Annotated in this window: 15 protein-coding genes; 13 read left to right on the top strand and 2 right to left on the bottom strand. The window is 65.0% G+C overall.

The window, feature by feature from the left end:
• Positions 1–32: 32 nt before the first annotated feature.
• Both LK12_RS02560 and LK12_RS02555 read right to left on the bottom strand, forming a co-directional pair.
• Positions 33–1,604, bottom strand: coding sequence for a hypothetical protein (locus LK12_RS02560; protein WP_231568202.1), 1,572 nt, complete (start codon positions 1,602–1,604; stop codon positions 33–35).
• A gap of 153 nt (positions 1,605–1,757) precedes the next feature.
• Positions 1,758–2,999 (bottom strand): polysaccharide pyruvyl transferase family protein, encoded by a 1,242-nt coding sequence (locus tag LK12_RS02555; RefSeq protein ID WP_082010307.1) that lies wholly within the window; start codon positions 2,997–2,999, stop codon positions 1,758–1,760.
• Between the two features lie 173 nt (positions 3,000–3,172).
• Between LK12_RS02555 and LK12_RS02550 the strand changes: the two genes are divergently transcribed.
• From LK12_RS02550 to cobA, 13 genes are all read left to right on the top strand, one after another.
• Positions 3,173–3,751: an ANTAR domain-containing response regulator gene (locus tag LK12_RS02550; protein ID WP_039278963.1), complete on the top strand. Its 579-nt coding sequence runs from the start codon at positions 3,173–3,175 to the stop codon at positions 3,749–3,751.
• Positions 3,752–3,782: 31 nt separating this feature from the next.
• Positions 3,783–4,991 (top strand): ABC transporter substrate-binding protein, encoded by a 1,209-nt coding sequence (locus LK12_RS02545; RefSeq protein WP_039278960.1) that lies wholly within the window; start codon positions 3,783–3,785, stop codon positions 4,989–4,991.
• A 223-nt stretch (positions 4,992–5,214) separates the two neighbouring features.
• Positions 5,215–6,645: a CmpA/NrtA family ABC transporter substrate-binding protein gene (locus LK12_RS02540; RefSeq protein ID WP_039278957.1), complete on the top strand. Its 1,431-nt coding sequence runs from the start codon at positions 5,215–5,217 to the stop codon at positions 6,643–6,645.
• Between the two features lie 28 nt (positions 6,646–6,673).
• On the top strand, positions 6,674–7,708 hold the full coding sequence (locus LK12_RS02535) for an ABC transporter permease (protein WP_197063440.1): 1,035 nt from the start codon (positions 6,674–6,676) through the stop codon (positions 7,706–7,708).
• 32 nt (positions 7,709–7,740) lie between these two features.
• Positions 7,741–9,438 carry an ABC transporter ATP-binding protein gene (locus LK12_RS02530; RefSeq protein WP_039278953.1) on the top strand — a complete coding sequence of 566 codons (1,698 nt, stop codon included), beginning with the start codon at positions 7,741–7,743 and terminating at the stop codon, positions 9,436–9,438.
• A 206-nt stretch (positions 9,439–9,644) separates the two neighbouring features.
• Positions 9,645–10,883, top strand: a complete 1,239-nt coding sequence (locus tag LK12_RS02525; protein WP_052223104.1) for an alginate export family protein — start codon at positions 9,645–9,647, stop codon at positions 10,881–10,883.
• 29 nt (positions 10,884–10,912) lie between these two features.
• Positions 10,913–11,734: a formate/nitrite transporter family protein gene (locus LK12_RS02520; RefSeq protein ID WP_039278950.1), complete on the top strand. Its 822-nt coding sequence runs from the start codon at positions 10,913–10,915 to the stop codon at positions 11,732–11,734.
• 39 nt (positions 11,735–11,773) lie between these two features.
• Positions 11,774–13,585, top strand: coding sequence for a bifunctional protein-serine/threonine kinase/phosphatase (locus LK12_RS02515; protein ID WP_231568200.1), 1,812 nt, complete (start codon positions 11,774–11,776; stop codon positions 13,583–13,585).
• Positions 13,582–14,025: a cyanase gene (cynS, locus tag LK12_RS02510; RefSeq protein WP_197063439.1), complete on the top strand. Its 444-nt coding sequence runs from the start codon at positions 13,582–13,584 to the stop codon at positions 14,023–14,025. The genes LK12_RS02515 and cynS overlap by 4 nt, the downstream gene beginning before the upstream one ends.
• Positions 14,026–14,312: 287 nt before the next feature.
• Positions 14,313–16,808, top strand: coding sequence for a nitrite reductase large subunit NirB (gene nirB / locus LK12_RS02505; protein ID WP_039278947.1), 2,496 nt, complete (start codon positions 14,313–14,315; stop codon positions 16,806–16,808).
• Positions 16,808–17,197, top strand: a complete 390-nt coding sequence (gene nirD / locus LK12_RS02500) for a nitrite reductase small subunit NirD (RefSeq protein WP_052223171.1) — start codon at positions 16,808–16,810, stop codon at positions 17,195–17,197. The genes nirB and nirD overlap by 1 nt, the downstream gene beginning before the upstream one ends.
• A gap of 5 nt (positions 17,198–17,202) precedes the next feature.
• Positions 17,203–19,776, top strand: a complete 2,574-nt coding sequence (locus tag LK12_RS02495) for a nitrate reductase (RefSeq protein ID WP_039278946.1) — start codon at positions 17,203–17,205, stop codon at positions 19,774–19,776.
• Entirely contained in the window at positions 19,773–20,567 is a 795-nt protein-coding gene (gene cobA, locus LK12_RS02490; protein WP_039278944.1) for a uroporphyrinogen-III C-methyltransferase, read from the top strand. The genes LK12_RS02495 and cobA overlap by 4 nt, the downstream gene beginning before the upstream one ends.
• Positions 20,568–20,673: the final 106 nt, after the last annotated feature.

Raw genomic sequence — 20,673 nt, 5'->3', positions numbered from 1 at the left:
CTGCCGCTGCTCAAGCGGCGCACGGCCGTACGCTAATGCGACGTGTCCCTGCACTTCTCCTCGTCGAACAGCCGAATCCGATAGCGCGTAGTGTCGCCGCGCGGGGTCGACCGCGGGCTTACTGCGACTGTCAGCGTCTGCCCCTTTCGCATGACCAGGTGGCGATCGATCCGCAGGGCCGACGTGCCTGCCTGCGCTGTCAGGTTACGCCCGTCCCGCATGACTATGACGCTGATGCCGTCGGTCGATCGGGCAGACGTTGCAAAGGTGGCGATCAGGTGCAGGCGCCGATCCTTGCTGGCGGCGTAACGGTGCACGATCGCGCCATCCCTTGCGCCGAAGTCCGGCAGCATGGAGTCGGCCATCAGGCGCAGATTGATCATGTCGGGGCGCCCGAGATAAGGTGTCCATGGCACGGATCTCCGCTGCTGCCCGGGCATGACCTCGAAAGGAATGTCGTGGCCGTCTAGCCGCAGGGAACGCGTAAAAGGATCGCCCTGCGCCTGCCCCTTTCCGGCAAGGGGATAGCCGAACTGGTAGAAGCTGTCGGCGATCAGGGGCGTGCAGCCGAAGCGGAAAGGTTTGTCGGAACCGAACATGCCGGTACCCAGCAGTCCGGGGCCTCTCAGGATCAGCGCCCGATCTTCGCGCAGGGCGAGATCGTCAGGGGAGAGCCGCGTTCCGGTCGCGTCGAAGGCCTTGACCGTTGCATCTACGGAAAGGGCGCGTGGCGCGCCCCATACGACGGCGGTGTTGGCACCGAAAACATAGACGAACGTGAAGGGATCGGGGCTGGCATTGCGAACGGGCCATTCAGCCAGCCAGGACTGCGCAAGACGGAAGGCCTTGCCTGCGCCTGTCCTCCTTCCGTCACGTCCGATGAGCGGGATCATGCCGTCGCCGCGCTCGTTGAGGGGGTACCAATCCATTTCAGCGACGCCGAGGGCGGCCAGCGTGGCGTAGCCACGCACGAGGTCGTCGGCGGCGCGCTGGGCCTTCTGACTGCCGAACTCGGTGATGTAGAGCGGCAGGCGGGCAGCCCGGACCTGCCGGCGCAGGAAGCCGATCTGCTCTGGAAGTTGGTCGATGGGCGTGGTGTAGGGGTGGAGTGCGAGCCCTTTGACAGCCGACGCGCCGGGCAGTTCGAGCAGCGGCCACAGGAAACCTGCGGGCAGCGAATGGGTGGACCCGCCGATCACCGTCACGTCGGGACGAACGGCTTCGACGGCATCCGCTGCAGCTCGAACCATGGCGAGATGATACCTGCCCCGTCGGGACAGGCCGGCCGTCTTTACCGGCCCGTTCACGAAATTCCCGCCATTGACCTCGTTGCCGATCTCGAGCGTGTCGACCTGCGGAAATCGCTGGACCACGGCTGCGGCGAATCTGCCGAAGGCTGCCAGCGCGCGGGGGGAATGGGGCGTCTTGCCGTTGTCGTAGAGCGGATTGCCCCAGTTCAGCGTCAGCGTGATCTGCACAGGTACGCCGGCAAGGCGGACGGGCCACGACGTTCTGGGTGTATCGAATGTATAGCTGCCGGGCGAGCGTTCCACTTCCGCCCAGCGGATGCTGTCGCGCAGCCGGGCTACGTTCAGCTTCAGCACCGCCTGCCGGGTCCGTTCGCTCCATCCCTGGGAAAAGTTGGAGGCTGCACCAATGCGCGTGGTCGCTGGGGCATCCCCTTGCGCCGCCGGCGCGCCAGGGCCGGATATGGCGAGAAGGCAGCAGAGCGGGAAAAGGAGGCGTGTTCGCACGGGTCAGCTCACGGCTCGGGCGATTTCGTTTTGCAGCACGGCAATGTCGCCGCGCGCCTGAAAGAGCGTGAGCCTGCGCTGCGCCTCGGGAAGGCCGTGGCGCATGGCATCGAGCAATTGCTCCGCTGCCGCTTCGCCCGACATTCTGACCGGTCTGCACAACCAGTCTGCCCGGCTGACCGAATGCACGAAACTCTCGAGCTTGGGATCCCATGCCAGCGCCAGGAAGGGGACGCCGCAGGAATAGGCCGCGATAACTGCATGCATGCGGAAGGCGGCTACGGCGTTGAGACTGGCAATTACGCACGTCAGGTCTGCAGGTGTGCGCGGTTCGGGAAAACGCACCGTGCCGCGATCGCCCATGGCTTCGAAGGCAGGGCGCAGCCGCAAGGCGCAGGCCCGGTCCTCGGGAGAGCCGTTGGTGAAGATGCTGATCCGGCAGCCTTTCGCGACAAGGGTCCGGGCAAGGCCCAGATACCAGGCATCCAGCGCCAAGGGCGAGGGCGGCTCTTCGGAATGATAGCGCAGGGCAAGTTGGCTGGTCACGTTGATGCCGATCAGCGGCGCCTGCACGTTCCGGCATCGCAAGGGGACGCGATAGCATTCGGCGGCCAGTAGCCCGGGATCTCGCACGACCGTGGCGTCCAGATCACAAGCAGGGCCGACCAGCTGGCGCCACTGTTCGCGGGACCGCTCGTCGCGCACGAAGACCCGGCGGATTACCTTGCGGCTCAGCGCCTGTTGCAACAGCGAGCGGCCGCGCTGGCTCCAGCTGCTGCAAACACCGCAGCCATAAAGGAACACCGGCAAATCGCGCCGTGCGGCTTCATCGACGGCAAGAGCAAGCTTGGTGGGAAAGTTGAGATCCAGATCTGTAATCAGGTTGCCTCCACCGATGACGACGCAATCCGCGCCGTCCAGCGCCTTGCGGTAGTGCGGCCGCCAGAGGCGCCTGGACTGGATCGCCAGCGGGAGGCGCACGGCATTGTGGCGCACGGTGGCGGGCAAGGTATCGAGCACACGCAGCTGCATCGAGCGGCTGGAGCCCCCTGTTGCGAACGCGGACCTGCCGGCAAGATCGACCGAGCAGGTATCCGATGCGGCTCCGGCTTCGACGAGTGCCTGTTCCAGGCATTCGGCCAACAGGCCGTCGCCCAGGTTGGGACTGTACTTCACGTTGAAGATCCGGACGCGCGCATCGCTGCGAGGGATCTCGAGACCTGCGAAGGAACCGGCACGCCGCATCGGTGCGGGAACAGTGGCTGCGTGGACATGGGGCATGTCGGCAGGGGTATGCGGGGGATGCGCAGGGACGGTATCGCAACTGGACCCGCTTCGGATGCTTTTCCGGTCGGCGCTAACGGGCAAAGGCCGACGCACTCTTGTCATGCGGCGTGCTGCACTGCAAAAGACCGGACATGCGCATTGCCATTATCGACGAAAGCGCCGCGCGCGCCTCCATCATTCGGGAGGGTCTCGCAACGCTCGATGATTGCGAGTTGTTCGTCGTGACTGAACGGCGCGGACTGCTGGCGCGCATCGGCGAAATAGAGCCCGATATCGTTCTAATGGACCTGGGCAACCCATCGCGCGACGTGCTCGAGGAGTACTTCGCGGTGAGCCGCGCTTTGCAGCGCCCGATTGCCATGTTCGTCGACGAATCGGACGACGAGTCGATTGCCGCTTCGGTCGAGGCAGGGGTTTCTTCGTATGTTGTGGACGGACTGGCGCCTGGCCGAATCCGGCCTATCCTCGATCTCGCCGTCCGGCGGTTCAATGCCTTCTCACGCCTGCAGCAGGATCTTGCCGAGGCCAAGGGCAAGCTGGCCGAGCGCGAGACCATCGACAAGGCCAAGCGAATTCTTATGGATAGCAGGGGGCTGCCCGAGCCCAAGGCCTATGCCGAAATGCGCAAGGCGGCGATGAACCAGGGAAAACGCATCGCCGATATCGCCGAAGCCATCGTGACGGCCCACAACCTGATGGGAGGCGGGTGATGGCGAGGGGGACTCTGGGGGATTGCTTGACGTGAATACCGAACTGACAATCGGATTTCTGCCCTTGGTCGATGCCTGTCTGCCGATTCTGGCGCACGAGCACGGCTTTGCCGAGGAAGAGGGCGTTTCGCTGCGTTTGGTGAAGGACATGAGCTGGGCGACGGTGCTGGATCGCCTGCTTTACGGACATAGCGATGCTGCCCATCTGATTGCACCGCTGGCGATCGCGGCGACGCTGGGACGCGGGCGTCCTGCCCAGCCGCTGTCGGTGCCGTTCGTGCTGGGACTGAATGGCAATGCCATTACATTGAAGCCGGATCTGGCTGCGCAGGTCCGGCCCGAAGGCGGCATGGGATCGCCGACCGAAGTGGGCGCCGCGCTCAAGGTCATAGCGGACGAACGCCTCGCAGCCGGCCGGCCGCTGCGCTTTGGCGTGGTCCACCGCTATTCGAGCCACAACTACATGCTGCGCTACTGGCTCGCCGCCTGCGGGATTCGCCCCGACAAGGACGTCGACATCTCGACGGTTCCGCCACCGTTCTGCGCCGATGCGCTGAGGCGCGGCGAAGTCGACGGAATGTGCGTGGGCGAGCCGTGGAACAGTGTTGCAGTGCAGCAGGGTGCGGGCGAGATCGTGCTCTCCACCGCGCAGATCTGGCGGCGCGGCGTCGAGAAGGTTCTCGCCATGCGCCAGGCTGCGCTGGAAGAGAAGCGGGACACCGTCGAGCGGTTGATTCGGGCGCTGTGCAATGCCGGAGCGCATTTCGTCGATCCCGAGAATTGGGATCGCAATGCCGAGATACTCGCCCGGCCGGAATACCTCGACGGCTCGGCGGAACTGATCCGCCGCGCCATTTCCGACCAGCTGCTCATCGCCCGCGACGGGCCGGTAGTCCATTATCCCGATTTCATGTTCCAGCACCGCGAAGCCGCCAATTTTCCGTGGGTTAGCCAGGCCGAATGGCTCTATACGCAGATGGTGCGCTGGGACGGTACGCCATTCGACGCCGACGAATGCCGGCAGGCCGCCGGGGTGTTTCGTCCCGATGTCTATCGCAGTGCGTTGCTGGGCACCGGCGCGCCTTTACCGGGGGCAAGTTCGAAGGTCGAAGGCAGTCTGGACGCGCCCACGGTGGTGGGGACGCAGCAAGGTTCCATGATGTTGGAGAAGAACGTTTTCTTCGACGGGATGGTGTTCGATCCACACGACATCCAAGGATATATTTCACGTCTTCCGTGATCGGTATTTGCTGCTGCGCTGCAAAAAAGGGCTTTACGCCAGAGGACCGAATCGCTTAAACGATGCGTGTCGCAGCACGGTGTCCCCCAAGGTTGGGGGCGAAACAGAACCGGACTGCGCTATCAGCAATCAGTGGCAACGCAGCCGCCCGATGTCGTCCCGAGAGGACGTGCGTCGAGGCGGTTTTTTCGTGTTTGCCGCAGGGAATGTGGGGTTGGTTTAGATGAGCAGCAATCGGGGGTTTGGTTTTACGCGCAGGGCAGCAGTCGTCGCGCTGCTGGCAAGCGTCGCGCTGGCGGGCTGTGGCAGCAAAAGTGCCGCGCCCTCGGCAGACGCAGCGGCTGCGGCATCGGCTGAAGGCGCCGTCGAGAAGCCGGTGTTGAAGCTAGGTTTCATCAAGCTGACGGACATGGCCCCGCTCGCCATCGCCAAGGAAAAGGGTTTCTTCGCGGAGGAGGGCCTGAACGTCACGCTGGAGCCGCAGGCGAACTGGAAGGTTCTGCTCGACGGCGTGATCGGCGGCCAGCTCGACGGAGCGCACATGCTCGCCGGCCAGCCAATCGCCGCGACCATCGGCTACGGCACCAAGGCCGACCTCATCGCTCCGCTCAGCCTCGATCTAAACGGCAACGCGATCACCGTTTCCAACAAGGTCTGGAGCATGGTGAAGCCGGACCTGCCGACCAATGCGGACGGCAAGCCCAAGCACCCGATTTCGGCCTCGGTCCTCCAGCCCGTCGTCGCCACCTTCAAGAAGCAGGGAAAGCCCTTCAACATGGGCATGGTCTTCCCGGTTTCGACGCACAACTACGAGCTTCGCTACTGGCTCGCGGCGGGCGGCCTGAACCCCGGTTTCTACACGCCGGGCGACGTGGGCGGCACGGTCGATGCCGATGTCCAGCTCTCGGTCACGCCGCCGCCGCAGATGCCCGCGACGCTCGAGGCCGGCACCATCGAGGGATACTGCGTGGGTGAACCCTGGAACCAGGCCGCGGTGCAGAAGAAGATCGGGGTGCCGATCATCACCGACGACGAGATCTGGCACGACAATCCGGAGAAGGTCTTCGGCCTGCGCAAGGACTTCGCCGAAAAGTACCCGAACACCACCAAGGCCATGCTGCGCGCGATCATCAAGGCGCAGCAGTGGCTCGATGCCGACGGCGGCAAGAACCGGCCCGAAGCGGTGAAGATCCTCTCGCAGTCGAACTATGTCGGTGCCGACTACGACGTGATCGCCGCGTCGATGACCGGCAAGTTCACCTTCGAACCGGGCGACACGCGTCCGGCTCCCGGATTCAACATCTTCTTCGACAAGCACGCCGGCTATCCGTACTATTCGGACGCCATCTGGTACATGACCCAGATGCGCCGCTGGGGGCAGATCCCCGAAGATCACGACGACCAGTGGTACTTTGACGAGGCCAAGGCCGTCTATCGCCCCGACCTCTACCTGACGGCCGCGAAGAGCCTTGTCGAAGACGGCAAGATCCCGGCCGACGCCGTGCCCGAAACGGACGGCTTCCGCGGCGAACAGGGCGGCTTCATCGACGGCATCACCTACGATGGCAAGCAGCCCAACGCCTATCTCGCAAAGCTCAAGATCGGCCTCAAGCAAGGCCAGCGCGTAACGGCTTCCGGCGTGACCGGAAACTGATCGCCGCACAATCCCGAGGAGAATTTCGATGGCAACCGCTTTTGCCGACATCGCTCCGGCCGAAACGGAGAACACCGCGACCGAAATCGCAAACAAGCCGGCCGAAACGCCGAGCAAGGCTTCGCGCCCCGCTCCGGCACCTGCGGGCAAACTGCAGGAGGTTGTCACGAAATTCGGGAAGGGGCTGATCGCCCCGGTCCTCGGGATTGTGGCGTTCCTCGCCTTGTGGGCTGCCCTGGCGCCGCAGGTCGACACCTCGCTCGGGGCGCTTCCCGGCCCGGTCGAAGTGGCCGAGCAGGGCGTGGCGCTCTTCGACGAGTGGCAGGCATCGAACGAGGCCAAGGCGGAATTCTATGCGGCGCAGGATGCCCGCATCGCCGCCGGCACGCAGGCGATGGCCTTCGACTACGCCGGTCCGCCGACGTTCCTCGATCAGGTCTTCACCTCGCTCGAGACCGTGGCGCTCGGCTTCATCCTGGCGACCGTGGTAGCGGTGCCGATCGGCCTTGCCGCCGGCCTTTCGCCGATGTTCAACGCCGCGATCAACCCGCTGGTGCAGATCATGAAGCCGGTCAGCCCGCTCGCCTGGCTGCCGATCGTGACCATGGTGATCTCGGCCATGATCTCCAGCGCAGATCCGATCCTGCCCAAGGCCTTCGTGATTTCCGCGCTGGTGGTGATGCTCTGCTCGCTCTGGCCGACGCTGATCAACACCGCGGTGGGCACGGCCTCGATCGACAAGGACCTGCTCAACGTCGGCCGCGTGCTCAAGCTGGGCTGGTTCGCCAAGCTGACCAAGCTCGTGCTGCCTTCGTCGCTGCCCTATATCTTTACCGGCATGCGCCTGTCGCTGGGCGTGGGCTGGATGGTGTTGATCGCGGCGGAAATGCTCGCGCAGAACCCGGGCCTCGGCAAGTTCGTGTGGGACGAATTCCAGAACGGCTCCAGCCAGTCGCTCGCCCGCATTATGTTCGCCGTCATCGTCATCGGCCTGATCGGCTTCCTGCTCGACCGGATCATGATGGGCGTCGAGAAGTTCGCCAGCCGCAACCGCATCGCCTGAACCTGAAACGCCAGTTCAAGGGAACCCAGCCCATGGCCACGATCCTCTCGCTCAAGGACGTCTCGAAGTCCTACACCGGCCAGTCCGGCGGCGTGTCGCAGGTGCTCGACGGCATCGACCTCGATGTCGAGGAAGGCGAATTCATCGCCATCCTCGGCTTCTCGGGGGCCGGAAAGACCACGCTGATTTCCGCGATTGCCGGGCTGATCGAACCCGATGCCGGCGAGATCCTGCTGCGCGGCCAGCAGATCAAGGGGCCGGACAAGGATCGCGGTCTGGTCTTCCAGTCCTACTCGCTGTTCCCCTGGCTGACCGTCGAAAAGAACGTCGCGCTTGCCGTCGATGCCGTCCATCAGGACCGCAGCAAGGCGGAACGGGCAGCGCTGGTGAAGCAAAAGGTCGAGTTGGTCGGGCTCGGCCATGCCATGGACCGCAAGCCGGCCCAGCTTTCCGGCGGCATGCGCCAGCGCGTGGCCGTTGCCCGTGCCCTGGCGATGGAACCGGAAATCCTGCTGCTCGACGAGCCGCTTTCCGCGCTCGATGCCCTGACCCGCTCGAAGCTGCAGGACGAGATCGAGCGCATCCGCAAGGAAGAGAAGCGCACCATCATCCTCGTCACCAACGACGTAGACGAAGCGCTGCTGCTGGCCGACCGAGTGGCCGTGCTCACGCCGGCGCCGGCCGCGAAGATCGGGCAGATCTACACCGTCGACGTGCCGCGTCCGCGCGATCGCGAGGCGGTCAACGACGACGTGCATTACCAGCACCTGCGCAAGCAGATCGTCGGCTACCTCGGCGCGCTGAACGAGGAAGGCTCCAGCGTGGGCGAAAGCAGCGTGCCGCTGCCCGAGGTGACCCCGCTGGACCTGTTCGCGGGCCAGAAGCAAACCGAGCTGCCGAGCGCCTATGTCGAGGCGGGTAAATCCGCAGTCGAACGCCGCTATCTGGAATTCTACAAGCTCAACAAGGTCTACCCGACCCCCAAGGGGCCGCTGACCGTCGTCGAGGATTTCAACCTGCTGATGGACAAGGGCGAGTTCATCTCGCTGATCGGCCACTCCGGATGCGGCAAGTCCACGGTGCTGACGATGGCTGCCGGCCTCAACGAGATCAGCGCGGGCGGCATCGTCCTCGACAACCGCGAGATCGACGTGGCTGGCCCGGACAAGGCCGTGGTGTTCCAGGCGCCCAGCCTGATGCCCTGGCTCACGGCCCGCCAGAATGTTGCCCTCGGCGTGGAGCGGGTCTATCCGCATGCCTCCAAGGGCGAGCGGCGCGATATCGTCGACTACTATCTGGACCGCGTCGGCCTGGCCGATGCCAAGGAAAAGATGGCGGCGGAAATGTCGAACGGCATGCGCCAGCGCGTCGGTATCGCCCGAGCCTTTGCGCTCAGCCCGCGTCTGCTGCTGCTCGACGAGCCATTCGGAATGCTCGACAGCCTCACCCGCTGGGACCTGCAGGACGTGCTCGTCGAAACCTGGAACCGCACCAAGGTCACCGCGATCATGGTCACCCACGATGTCGACGAGGCGATCCTGTTGGCCGACCGCGTGGTGATGATGACCAATGGTCCGCGCGCCACCATCGGCAAGGTGCTCAAGGTCGACCTTCCGCGCCCGCGCGACCGCAAGGCGCTGCTCGATGACCCGAAGTTCTATCAATACCGTCAGGAAGTGCTGCACTTCCTGGCCGAATACGACCACGGACCGGCGGCCAAGGCTGCCTGAATACATCCTCCCCAGCGGGAGGAGCGAATGCAAGCGCTCGCTCATGAGGGGCGGCGGACGGGCAAGGGCGCCCGCCGTGCGAAGCGCGAAACAAAGGGCCGGAAGCAGCCCGGGAGAGGATTAATACCGGCGGGCAATGGCGTCTGCCTTCGATCCAGTTTGGACCGGGCGTCCTGGGGAAGGGCGCTCTTCGGAGGGCTACGCTTATGAAGACTGTACTTTCGCTTGCCGTGCTTGCTGCCACCACCGCGTCTTTCGCCGTTGCTGCGCCTGCAGCGGCCAAGGCCGGCGATCCGATTGTCGTCAACGACGATCTCACTATCGACCCGATCATCGATGGCACCCTGCGCTGGGAGCACGTCGATCAGGACGACCTGAACCTCGATGCTGACGCCGTGACCATCCGCATGCGCGCGGGCGCCGAAGCGACCATTCACAACCTTTCGTTCCTGGCCGAGGCGGAAGGCACGCTGGCGATCGTCGATCACTACAACGACACGATTCCCGGCAATAACGGCTATCTCGGCGCCGAGCCCTATTCGGTCGTTGCCGATCCGCAGAACGTCGAGCTCAACCGCCTGCAGGCCTCCTACAAGGGCCAGGCGTTCAAGGTGACGCTGGGCCGCCAGCGCATCATCCTCGACGATGCCCGCTTCGTCGGCAATGTCGGCTGGCGGCAGAACGAGCAGACCTTCGATGCCGTGCGCGGCGAGGCGAAGTTCGGGCCGCTCTCACTCGATGCGACGTACTCGATCTCGCAGCGCACCATCTTCGGGATCGACAGCCCGAACGAGCATTTCGACGGCGACTTCTTCCTGGTGAACGGCACGATCGACGTGAAGCCGGTCAAGCTCGTCGGCTTTGCCTACCTGCTCGACTACGACGACCGTATCGCCTTCTCGAGCAAGACGTTCGGCGCCATGGCAACGGGCAGCCTGCCGCTGGGTGACGCAGTGAAGATGGACTTCAAGCTGCGCTATGCCACCCAGCAGGATTACGAGCTCAATCCGGTCGATTATTCCGCTGATTATATCAACGCCGAACTCGGCGTCGGCGTAGGCGGCTTCGGGCTGAAGGCGGGTTACGAGGAACTGGGCAGCGACGACGGCGTCGCTGCCTTCCAGACGCCGCTTGCCACTGCCCATGCCTTCAACGGCTGGGCCGACCTGTTCCTGACCACGCCGGCAACCGGTCTGCGCGACTATTTCGGGTCCGCATCGGCGAAGATCGGCGATGCCGGCCCCTTCAAGGGCGTTGGCGCGACCGTGATCTACCACAAGTTCGAAAGCGATTTCGGCAGCGTGAACTACGGCCAGGAATGGGATGCCGTCATGACCTTCAAGCTCGGCGGTTATCCATTCCTTCTCAAGTACGCGAATTACGACGCCAAGAACTTCGGCACGGATACCGAGAAGCTCTGGCTGCAGGTTTCCTTTTCCTACTGATTTCGGGGCAAGACAGGGAGTAATCGAACATGGCATATCTCGCACCATCTGAATTCGTACCCAAGCTCATCGATGCCGGTGAGTCCAAGATCATGATGTCGACCAAGGACACGCTGGTCCGCGCCTATATGGCGGGCGCCACGCTGGCCCTTGCCGCGGCCTTTGCAGTCACCATCAACGTGCAGACCGGCCAGCCGCTCGCCGGCGCCGTCCTGTTTCCTGTCGGTTTCTGCATGCTCTACCTGTTGGGATACGACTTGCTGACCGGCGTCTTCGTGCTTTGCCCGCTCGCGGTCTGGGACAAGCGACCGGGCTGCACCTGGGGCGGCGTGCTGCGTAACTGGGGGCTCGTCTTTACCGGCAACTTCGCCGGAGCCCTGACCACGGCCGTGATGATGGCGATCTACTGGACCTACGGCTTCTCCGCGCCTGTCGCCGAAGTCGGCGCCAAGATGGCGGTCATCGGCGAGAACCGCACGGTCGGCTATGCCGCCTTCGGCGGTGCCGGCTGGCTCACGATCTTCGTGCGCGCCATGCTCTGCAACTGGATGGTCTCGACCGGCGTCGTCGGTGCGCAGATCTCGACCACCGTCTCGGGCAAGGTCATCGCCATGTGGATGCCGATCATGCTCTTCTTCTACATGGTCTTCGAGCACTCGATCGTGAACATGTTCCTGTTCCCGACCGGCCTCATGCTCGGCGGCAACTTCACCATCGGCGACTACCTGCTGTGGAACGAGATTCCGGTCGTTCTGGGCAATCTCGTCGGCGGCCTGACCTTCACCGGACTCATGCTCTACGCGACGCACGCAAAGGCTTCGCCCAAGCGCGTCGTAAAGCTCGCAGCCTGATCCTATCCCCTTGGCTGCGTGACCGGGGGAGCATCCCAGTTGCTCTCCCGGTCACTCTATCCGGCGATGCAGACCCAGCTATCCGTCACCATCGGCCAGTTCTCCACTGCCGGCGCCAAGGAAGCCAATCAGGACTTCCATGGTGCCTTGGTGCCGGAGCGGGAAACGCTGGCGACCAAGGGTATTGCGGTCGCCATCGCCGACGGCATCAGCACCAGCCCGCTTGGGGCAACGGCGGCCGAGACCGCGGTCAAGAGCTTCCTTAACGACTATTTCGCGACGTCCGAGGCCTGGTCCGTGTCGACCAGCGGCCAGCGGGTGATCGCGGCGACCAATTCCTGGATGCATGCCCAGAACCTGGGAGGCGCGCGCAGCCTGTCCGACGAGGCGCGCGAGCGCGGGATGGTCTGTACCTTTTCCGCGCTGGTGCTCAAGGGGCGCAGTGCCTGGCTGTTCCACATCGGGGACTCGCGCATCGCCTGTGTGTCCGGCGAGCGTCTCGAGCCATTCACCGAGGCGCACCGGCTGAACCTGGGCGGCGGTGTCAGCTTTCTCGCCCGGGCTCTGGGCTCGGACCGTCACGTCGAGATCGACCATTTGCGTTTGCCGGTTTCGGTGGGCGATGTCTTCGTGCTTTCCACCGATGGCGTCCACGATGCGCTGGACGATCGCGCCTTCATCGAGGCGGCGGCAAATCCCGATCTCGATGCGGCGGCGCGGGCCTTGTGCGAGGCGGCGCTGGCAGCGGGCAGCGAGGACAATCTCACAGTTCAGCTGGTGCGCGTCGACTCCCTGCCGCAGGGTGGGCTCGACGACATCGCCGGAGAGGAAGCCGCGCTTCCGCCTGCGCCACAACTGACTGCCGGGCGGCAGTTCGAGGGCTTCGCCATTCTCCGCGAACTCCATGCCGGGCACCGTAGCCACGTCTATCTCGCTCGCGACCTGGACAGCGGTGAAAGGGTCGCAATCAAGGTGCCGTCTACCGAGCATGGCGGCAATGCGCAGGAATTGCGCCGGTTGATGCTGGAGGAGTGGGTAGCCCGCCGGGTCAGCCATCCACATGTGCTCAAGGCCCCGCCCGCGCGCGCATCGCGTCGCCATGCCTATGCGGTAACCGCCTATGTCGAGGGCGCGACTCTGGAACAATGGGCGCATCAGCAGCGCGAGCCGGACCTGGTGGCGGTCCGTTCCATCGTGAAGCAGATCGCATCGGGCCTGCAGGCGCTTCACCGCCGCGAGATCGTCCACCGCGATTTGCGGCCTGCCAATGTCATAATCGATGTTGAAGGGACGGTGACGATCATCGACTTCGGCTCGGCGCAGGTGGCTGGGCTCGATGAAATCGCGGGCCCCGCCGGCGATGCGATGTTTGCCGGAACCATGCAGTTCACCGCGCCCGAGATCTGGCTTGGCCGGCCTGCCTCTCGCGGCTCGGACCTGTGGTCGCTCGGGGCTGTTGCCTACTATCTGCTGACTCGGGAGCTGCCTTACGGGCCGCGCCTGTCGAACGCCACGACGCGCGCCGCGCAAGGGCGCCTCTCCTATGTCCCAGCAAGCGAACACAATCCGGACGTGCCGGAATGGATGGATGCCGCTATCGCGCGTGCCGTCGCCGTCGATCCGGCGAAGCGTTACGGCGAACTGTCCGAATTCATCTACGACCTGACTCATCCCAACACGGCGCTTTCTGCCCCCGCGCAACGTCCATGGCTGGCCCGCCGGCCCGAGCGGCTCTGGCAGGCGGTCAGCGCGCTGCTGGCTCTTGCTCTGGCAGCATCGCTGCTGACGCGCGGCGGGGAGGCGGATCCCCCCCAGTTTACGAAAATCCAGACCGAGGAGACTGCACGATGATGACCAAGGTAGACGTGACGACGATGATCCGCGCCAAGATGCGGGAAAAGACAATTACCTGGGCAGCGATCGCCGAGGCCGCCGGGCTGAGCGAAGTCTTCGTGACTTCGGCGTGCCTCGGCATGAACAGCCTGCTGCCGGACGCTGCAGGCAAGGTCGTCGATTTCCTGGATCTGCCCGCAGAAGCGGCAGTCGTGCTCAGCGAATATCCCACCAAGGACTTCCCCAGGACCGTGCCGACCGATCCCTGCATCTACCGCTGGTACGAGATCACCGGCGTCTTCGGAGAGGCGTTCAAGGAACTGGTTCAGGAAAAGTTCGGCGACGGAATCATGAGCGCGATCGATTTCGACATGGAAGTGAACCGCGTCGCCCATGAAAAGGGCGACCGGGTGCAAGTCGTGATGAGCGGCAAGTTCCTGCCCTACAAGAGCTGGTAACACGCTGCAGAGCCTCTTCTTTCCGGAAGCATCCGGGAAGGGGAGGCATCCGGCCCGGCAGGACTTTTCCTGCTGCAGTGCAAAAACCGGCTTGCTCCCGACGGCGCGAATCGGTTAAAGACGGTTTCAGCGAGAAAGCGCCGTCCACTGATGGACGAAATCAGCGCCTCGTATCAGACTTACAGACGCGTGGCACCGAAGCCGCCCGTACCTCTCCCGAATGGGACAGGCACGAGGCGGTTTTTTTGTGTGCGCGTTACGAACGGAGACGTGACGTGAATGCACCGATGAACTTCGAGGAAGGCACGCCCACCGGCGCCACGGGTAGCCGGGAGCGGCTTGTGGTGATCGGCAACGGCATGGCGGGCTGCCGCGCGGTGGAAGAGATCCTGGCGCGCGATCCGGGCCGGTTCGATGTCACCATCTTCGGCGCCGAGCCGCGCGTGAACTACAACCGCATCATGCTCTCGCCGGTGTTGGCGGGCGAGAAGACCTTCGACGAGATCGTCATCAACACCCAGGCATGGTACGACGACAACCGCATCACGCTGGTGTCGGGCGACAAGGTCGAGAGCATCGACCGCGAGCACAAGCGCGTCGTCGCTGCCTCGGGCCGCATCGAACCATACGACAAGCTGCTCATCGCCACCGGCTCCGATCCCTTCATTATCCCGGTCCCCGGCAAGGACCTGGACGGCGTGGTGACCTTCCGCGACCTCGACGACGTCGACAAGATGGTGGCGGCGGCCGGTAAGGGCGGCAACGCGGTTGTTATCGGTGGCGGTCTGCTCGGCCTTGAGGCTGCACACGGGCTCAACCTGCGCGGCATGAACGTGACGGTCATTCACCTGATGCCCACGCTGATGGAACGCCAGCTCGACGAAGCCGCCGGATGGCTGCTCAAGACCGAACTGGAACGCCGCGGCCAGACCATCCTGACTGGCGCCAACACCAAGGAAATCGTCGGCAAGGACGGCAAGGTCGCTGCGGTCCTTCTCGAAGATGGCACCGAGATCCCCGCCGACATCGTCGTCATGGCGGTGGGTATCCGTCCCGCCACCGGGCTCGCCCGTGAAGCCGGTCTTGAGGTCGAGCGCGGCATCATGGTCGATGACCACATGGTCACCTCGGATCCGTCGGTTCTGGCGGTCGGCGAATGCGTCCAGCACCGCGGCCTGTGCTACGGCCTCGTCGCGCCGCTGTGGGATATGTGCCGCGCGCTGGCGGACCACGTCACCGAAAACCCGACCGGATACGAAGGCTCGGTTACTTCCACCAAGCTCAAGGTCTCGGGCATCGATCTGTTCTCGGCAGGCGACTTCTCGGGCGGGGAAGGCTGCGAGGATATCGTCATGCGCGATGCCTCGCGCGGCGTGTACAAGCGCGTGATCGTCAAGGACAACAAGGTGCTCGGCGCCGTGCTCTACGGCGATACCGCCGACGGCTCCTGGTACTTCGACCTGATGAAGAAGGGCGAGGATGTCTCGGAGATCCGTGAAGCGCTGATCTTCGGCCAGGCCTTCGCCTCGGGGGGCGCCCTCGCGGACCCTAATGCCGCCGTTGCTGCCCTTTCGGACGACGCAGAAATCTGCGGCTGCAACGGCGTATCCAAGGGCCAGGTCGTCTCGTGCATCAATGGCGGCGCGCACTCGCTCGATGCGGTGCGCTCCACCTGCAAGGCCTCGGCCTCGTGCGGTTCGTGCACTGGCCTGGTCGAAAGCCTGCTGTCGCTGACGCTGGGCGGCGAGGTCGAGAGCGGGCCGAAGACGATGTGCAAGTGCACCAGTTTCACCCACGGCGATGTGCGCGCGCATATCGTCGAGAAGGGGCTGAAGGAAATCCCGCAGGTCATGCAGGAACTGCACTGGACCACGCCCGATGGCTGCGCCTCGTGCCGTCCCGCGCTCAACTACTACCTGCTCTGCGCCTGGCCCGGCGAATATGTCGACGACCAGAAGAGCCGCTTCGTCAACGAGCGCATGCACGCCAATATCCAGAAGGACGGCACCTATTCGGTGGTCCCGCGCATGTGGGGCGGTCTGACCAATCCCACCGAACTGCGCGCGATCGCGGACGTGGTCGAGAAGTACAATGCGCCGATGGTGAAGGTGACCGGCGGCCAGCGTCTCGACATCTTCGGAATCAAGAAGGAAGACCTGCCCGCAGTCTGGGCCGACCTCAACGCCGCCGGCATGGTCTCGGGCCACGCCTACGGCAAGTCGCTGCGTACGGTGAAGACCTGTGTCGGGTCGGAATGGTGCCGCTTCGGTACCCAGGATTCGACCGGCCTCGGCGTCAAGATCGAGCGGATGACCTGGGGCTCCTGGATGCCGCACAAGTTCAAGATCGCCGTCTCGGGTTGCCCGCGCAATTGCGCAGAAGCGACGATCAAGGACTTCGGCGTCGTCTGCGTGGACTCCGGCTACGAGTTGCACATCGCCGGTAACGGCGGCATCAAGGTTCGCGCCACCGACCTGCTGTGCAAGGTGGAGACCGAGCAGGAAGCGCTCGATGTCTGTGCCGCCTTCATCCAGCTTTATCGCGAGGAAGCCTGGTACCTCGAGCGCACCGCGCCATGGGTCGAGCGCGTCGGACTCGACTACGTCAAGGACCGCCTCGCCGAGGAAGGCGCCATCGAGCACTACGCCGCGCGCTTCCGCTTTTCTCAGCAGTTCATGCAGGACGATCCCTGGGCCAAGCGCGCCGCGGGCGAGCACGAGAAACTGCACCAGCACCTTGCCGAGGTCCGTCCGTTCCCCGGCGCCAAGATGGAGAACGCATGATGATCGGCAACTGGCTGGATATCGGCCCGATCACCCAGATCGAACCGGGCACGGCCCGCACCCTGCCGGTGGCGGGCGGGGAGGAGATCGCGGTGTTCCTCACGATGCGGGGCGAGTTCTTCGCGATCCGCAACCAGTGCCCGCACAAGCGCGGCCCGCTCAGCCAGGGCATCGTCCACGGCGACGTGGTGACCTGCCCGCTGCACAACTGGAACATCTCGCTGCGCAGCGGCAAGGCGCTGGGCGGTGACGAGGGCTGCGTGCCCACCATCCCGCTCAAGGTCGATGCCGGGCGCATCTACCTGCTGCGTTCGGCCGTGCTCGGCGAGCCGGTCTCCGTGGAGGATAGCATTGTGCAGGACATCGCCGTGCAGGACCGGGCAGCCTGACGCAGATGGGCGCGATCCGCACCACCTGCGCCTATTGCGGCGTCGGCTGCGGCATCTCGGCCGAGGTGCGCGGCGAACGCGCGGTCGCCATCAGCGGCGATCGCGATCACCCCGCCAACCGTGGCAGCCTGTGCTCCAAGGGGACGCATCTGGGAGAAACCGTCGGCCTCGAAGGGCGGCTGCTGGCGCCGATGATCGGGCAGGGCGAGGCTTCGTGGGACGAGGCGCTCGACCTCGTCGCCGGGCGCATGCGCGACTGCATTGCAGAACACGGTCCGGACAGCGTGGCGTTCTACGTGTCCGGCCAGTTGCTCACCGAAGACTACTATGCCGCCAACAAGTTGATGAAGGGCTTCATCGGTAGCGGCAACATCGACACCAATTCGCGCCTGTGCATGGCCAGCGCGGTCGCCGCGCATACGCGCGCCTTCGGCGAGGACGTGGTGCCGTGCTCCTACGACGACCTGGATGCCGCGGACCTCGTGCTGCTGGTCGGCTCCAATACCGCCTGGTGCCATCCCGTGATCTGGCAGCGGCTGGAAAAGACCCGCGAACGTCGCGGCACCAGGATCGTGGTCATCGACCCGCGCAGGACGGAAACGGCGGAACAGGCCGATCTGCACATTCCCGTCGCGCCCGATGGCGACGTCGCTTTGTTCAACGCGCTGCTGGCGGACATGAAGCGGCGCGGATTGGTGGACGAGGAATACCTTGCCACCCACGTGGCGGTGGATGCCGGATTCTGGGACGACCTCTCTCCGGAGTCCGGCATCCCGGATGCGATCTTCAGGAAGCTCTGCGATCTCGTGGCGCGGCACCCGCGCACGGTCACGCTGTTCAGCCAGGGGGCGAACCAGTCGGTCTGCGGTACCGACAAGGGCAATGCGATTACCAACTTCCACCTCGCGACGGGCCGGATCAATCGGATCGGCGCGGGGCCGTTCAGCATCACCGGCCAACCCAATGCAATGGGTGGTCGCGAGGTGGGGGGACTGGCCAACATGCTCGCGTGCCATCTCGGCTTTTCCGAAGAGGAGCGAGCCGAGGCAGCCGCGTTCTGGAACGCGCCTAACATCTGCACCGGGCCGGGGCTCAAGGCGGTCGACATGTTCCGGGCCGTCCACGCGGGAAAAATCAGGTTTCTCTGGGTAATGGCGACCAATCCCGCGGTTTCGCTTCCCGACAGCACATTCGTGCGCGAGGCGCTGGCGCGCTGCCCGACCGTGGTTGTCTCCGACGTCATCGCCGACACTGATACCGGGCGCCTGGCCCACGTGCGCCTGCCCGCCCATGCATGGGGGGAAAAGGACGGGACGGTGACCAATTCGGAACGCCGCATCAGCCGGCAGCGGGCGCTGTTTTCGCCGCCGGGGCAAACGCGTGCGGACTGGCAGATCGTTGCCGACGTCGCTGCTCGCATGGGCTGGGGCGAAAGTTTCGCCTGGGCCAATGCAGCCGCCGTATTCCGCGAGTACGCGCATATGACCGGCCTGGCCAAGGCACGGGACAAGGTGCTCGATCTCGCCGTCCTGGCGGAGATGGACGATGCCGCCTACGCGGACATGGAACCGTTCAAGTGGGGCGGGGAGCGGCCGTTCGCGAAGGGCTATCCGACCGCTTCGGGCAAGGCCCGGCTGGTGGCGGTGACCGCGCCCGCCGAAGTCACCGATCCGGCATTCCCGCTGCGCCTCAACACCGTGCGTTACCGCGACCAATGGCACACGATGACGCGTACCGGCCTGTCGCCGGCCCTGTCGCATCACCGGCCCGAGCCGTTGCTGGAAGTGCATCCGGACGATGCAAGCGACCTCGGGCTCGTCGAAGGTGGCTTCGGGCGGGTGGAAACGGCCCACGGCAACAGCGTCTACCGCGTTTCCCTGACCAAGGGGCAACGGCGCGGAGAGATCTGCGTGCCGATGCACTGGAGCGATGCCATGGCTGGGCAGGGGCGCAGCAACCGTCTGCCTTCGCAGGCCGTCGACCCGGTATCCGGCCAGCCCGGCTACAAGAACGGCGCGGCCCGGGTGACAGCCATAGCGCCCGAGTGGCGCGCGTTCGTGGTCCGCCGAGACGTGCTCGCGCCCGAAGGCGTGCTCTACTGGACCCGCTCGCGCGTGAAGACCGGCTGGCTCTATGAACTCGCCGGCGACGGCACGATCGACCTTGCTGCTTTGCTTCCCGATGGCGAACGACTGGAAGTCGCCGATACCGCGCGAGGCATGCGCCGCATTGCCGTGCGCGGCGAGGACGGTGCGTTGATCGCGGCGGCCTATGTCACCCGTTCCGGCGAGTTGCCGTCGCGAACCTGGGTGGCGGAACAGGTCGGCCTGAAGGAAGCCAGCGCCGCCGAAGTGCTGGCCGGCCGGCCAAGCACCCCGCTGCCGGATCGTGGTCCGATCGTCTGCGTCTGCCATGGCGTCGGCGAAAAGGAAATCGCGCTCGCCGTCCACGACGGAGCCGCGGCCGTTGCCGAAGTCGGCGCCTGCACGCGCGCCGGCACCAATTGCGGATCGTGCCGCCCGGCAATCGCCAGATTGATCGCCACCTTTTCCTCCCTCGAACAGGAAGCCGCCCAATGACCGATATTCGCAAGGATGACTTTCCGGCCGGTTCGGTCTGGCTCGTCGGCGCCGGTCCCGGCGATGCCGAACTGCTCACTCGCAAGGCCGAACGCCTGATCGCCGAGGCCAGCATCATATTCTACGACGCCCTGGTCGGCCCCGACATCCTCGAGATGGCCGCTGGGGCGGCGCGTCTCGTCCATGTCGGCAAGCGTTCGGGGCGTCATTCGAAGGACCAGGGGACGATCGACACCTTGATCGTCGCGGCCGCACTTCAGGGTGAAAAGGTCGTTCGCCTCAAGGGCGGCGATCCGGCGATATTCGGGCGCGCCACCGAGGAACTGGAGGCCTGCCGCCTTGCCGGCGTCGTCGTGCGCATCTGTCCCGGCGTCACCGCCGCGAGTGCCGGCGCCGCCAGCCTCGGGGCTTCGCTCACACTTCGCGGGTTGGCGCGCAAGCTTACGTTCGTCACCGCGCATGCCCGCGCCGGCGAGGCTCTCGACCTCGACTGGTCGCGCCTGGCCGACCCCGAGGCCACGCTTGCTGTGTACATGGGCAAGGCTGCTGCAGCGCAGGTCTCGGCCAGTCTCATCGAAGCCGGTTTGCCCGCCGATACGCCGGTCGCTCTGGTCGAAAATGCAAGTCTTCCGTCCGAGCGCCATTTCCACACGCGGCTCGATCTTCTCCCGCTCGCCGCACGTACCGCCCTGGGCGATGGCCCGGCCCTGCTGCTTATCGGCGCCGCCATGGCCCGTCCGGATGGCGCGGACGCGATCGTCGCGCAGGTCGCGGAAGGCTTTGCAGGATAGTCCTGCCGCTCCGTTTCATCCTCGCGAAGAGGCAGGGAGCGCACCACGTGAACCGGCCCCTTGCGGGAACGTCAGGGCCGATTGTGCATTGCAAGAGTGTACCCCG

The organism is Novosphingobium malaysiense, from assembly GCF_000802225.1.
In the GTDB taxonomy this organism is placed as follows: Bacteria; Pseudomonadota; Alphaproteobacteria; order Sphingomonadales; family Sphingomonadaceae; genus Novosphingobium; species Novosphingobium malaysiense.
The sequence above is the reverse complement of the archived record's forward strand: the minus strand, read 5'-3'. Positions and strand labels throughout refer to the sequence as shown.

Bases quoted from the DNA above. Each gene is read 5' to 3' on its own strand.
- LK12_RS02555 (WP_082010307.1), bottom strand. From the start codon at position 2,999: ATGCGGCGTGCCGGTTCCTTCGCAGGTCTCGAGATCCCTCGCAGCGAT.
- LK12_RS02550 (WP_039278963.1), top strand. From the start codon at position 3,173: ATGCGCATTGCCATTATCGACGAAAGCGCCGCGCGCGCCTCCATCATT.
- LK12_RS02540 (WP_039278957.1), top strand. From the start codon at position 5,215: ATGAGCAGCAATCGGGGGTTTGGTTTTACGCGCAGGGCAGCAGTCGTC.
- LK12_RS02535 (WP_197063440.1), top strand. From the start codon at position 6,674: ATGGCAACCGCTTTTGCCGACATCGCTCCGGCCGAAACGGAGAACACC.
- LK12_RS02530 (WP_039278953.1), top strand. From the start codon at position 7,741: ATGGCCACGATCCTCTCGCTCAAGGACGTCTCGAAGTCCTACACCGGC.
- LK12_RS02525 (WP_052223104.1), top strand. From the start codon at position 9,645: ATGAAGACTGTACTTTCGCTTGCCGTGCTTGCTGCCACCACCGCGTCT.
- LK12_RS02520 (WP_039278950.1), top strand. From the start codon at position 10,913: ATGGCATATCTCGCACCATCTGAATTCGTACCCAAGCTCATCGATGCC.
- cynS (WP_197063439.1), top strand. From the start codon at position 13,582: ATGATGACCAAGGTAGACGTGACGACGATGATCCGCGCCAAGATGCGG.
- nirB (WP_039278947.1), top strand. From the start codon at position 14,313: ATGAACTTCGAGGAAGGCACGCCCACCGGCGCCACGGGTAGCCGGGAG.
- nirD (WP_052223171.1), top strand. From the start codon at position 16,808: ATGATCGGCAACTGGCTGGATATCGGCCCGATCACCCAGATCGAACCG.
- LK12_RS02495 (WP_039278946.1), top strand. From the start codon at position 17,203: ATGGGCGCGATCCGCACCACCTGCGCCTATTGCGGCGTCGGCTGCGGC.
- cobA (WP_039278944.1), top strand. From the start codon at position 19,773: ATGACCGATATTCGCAAGGATGACTTTCCGGCCGGTTCGGTCTGGCTC.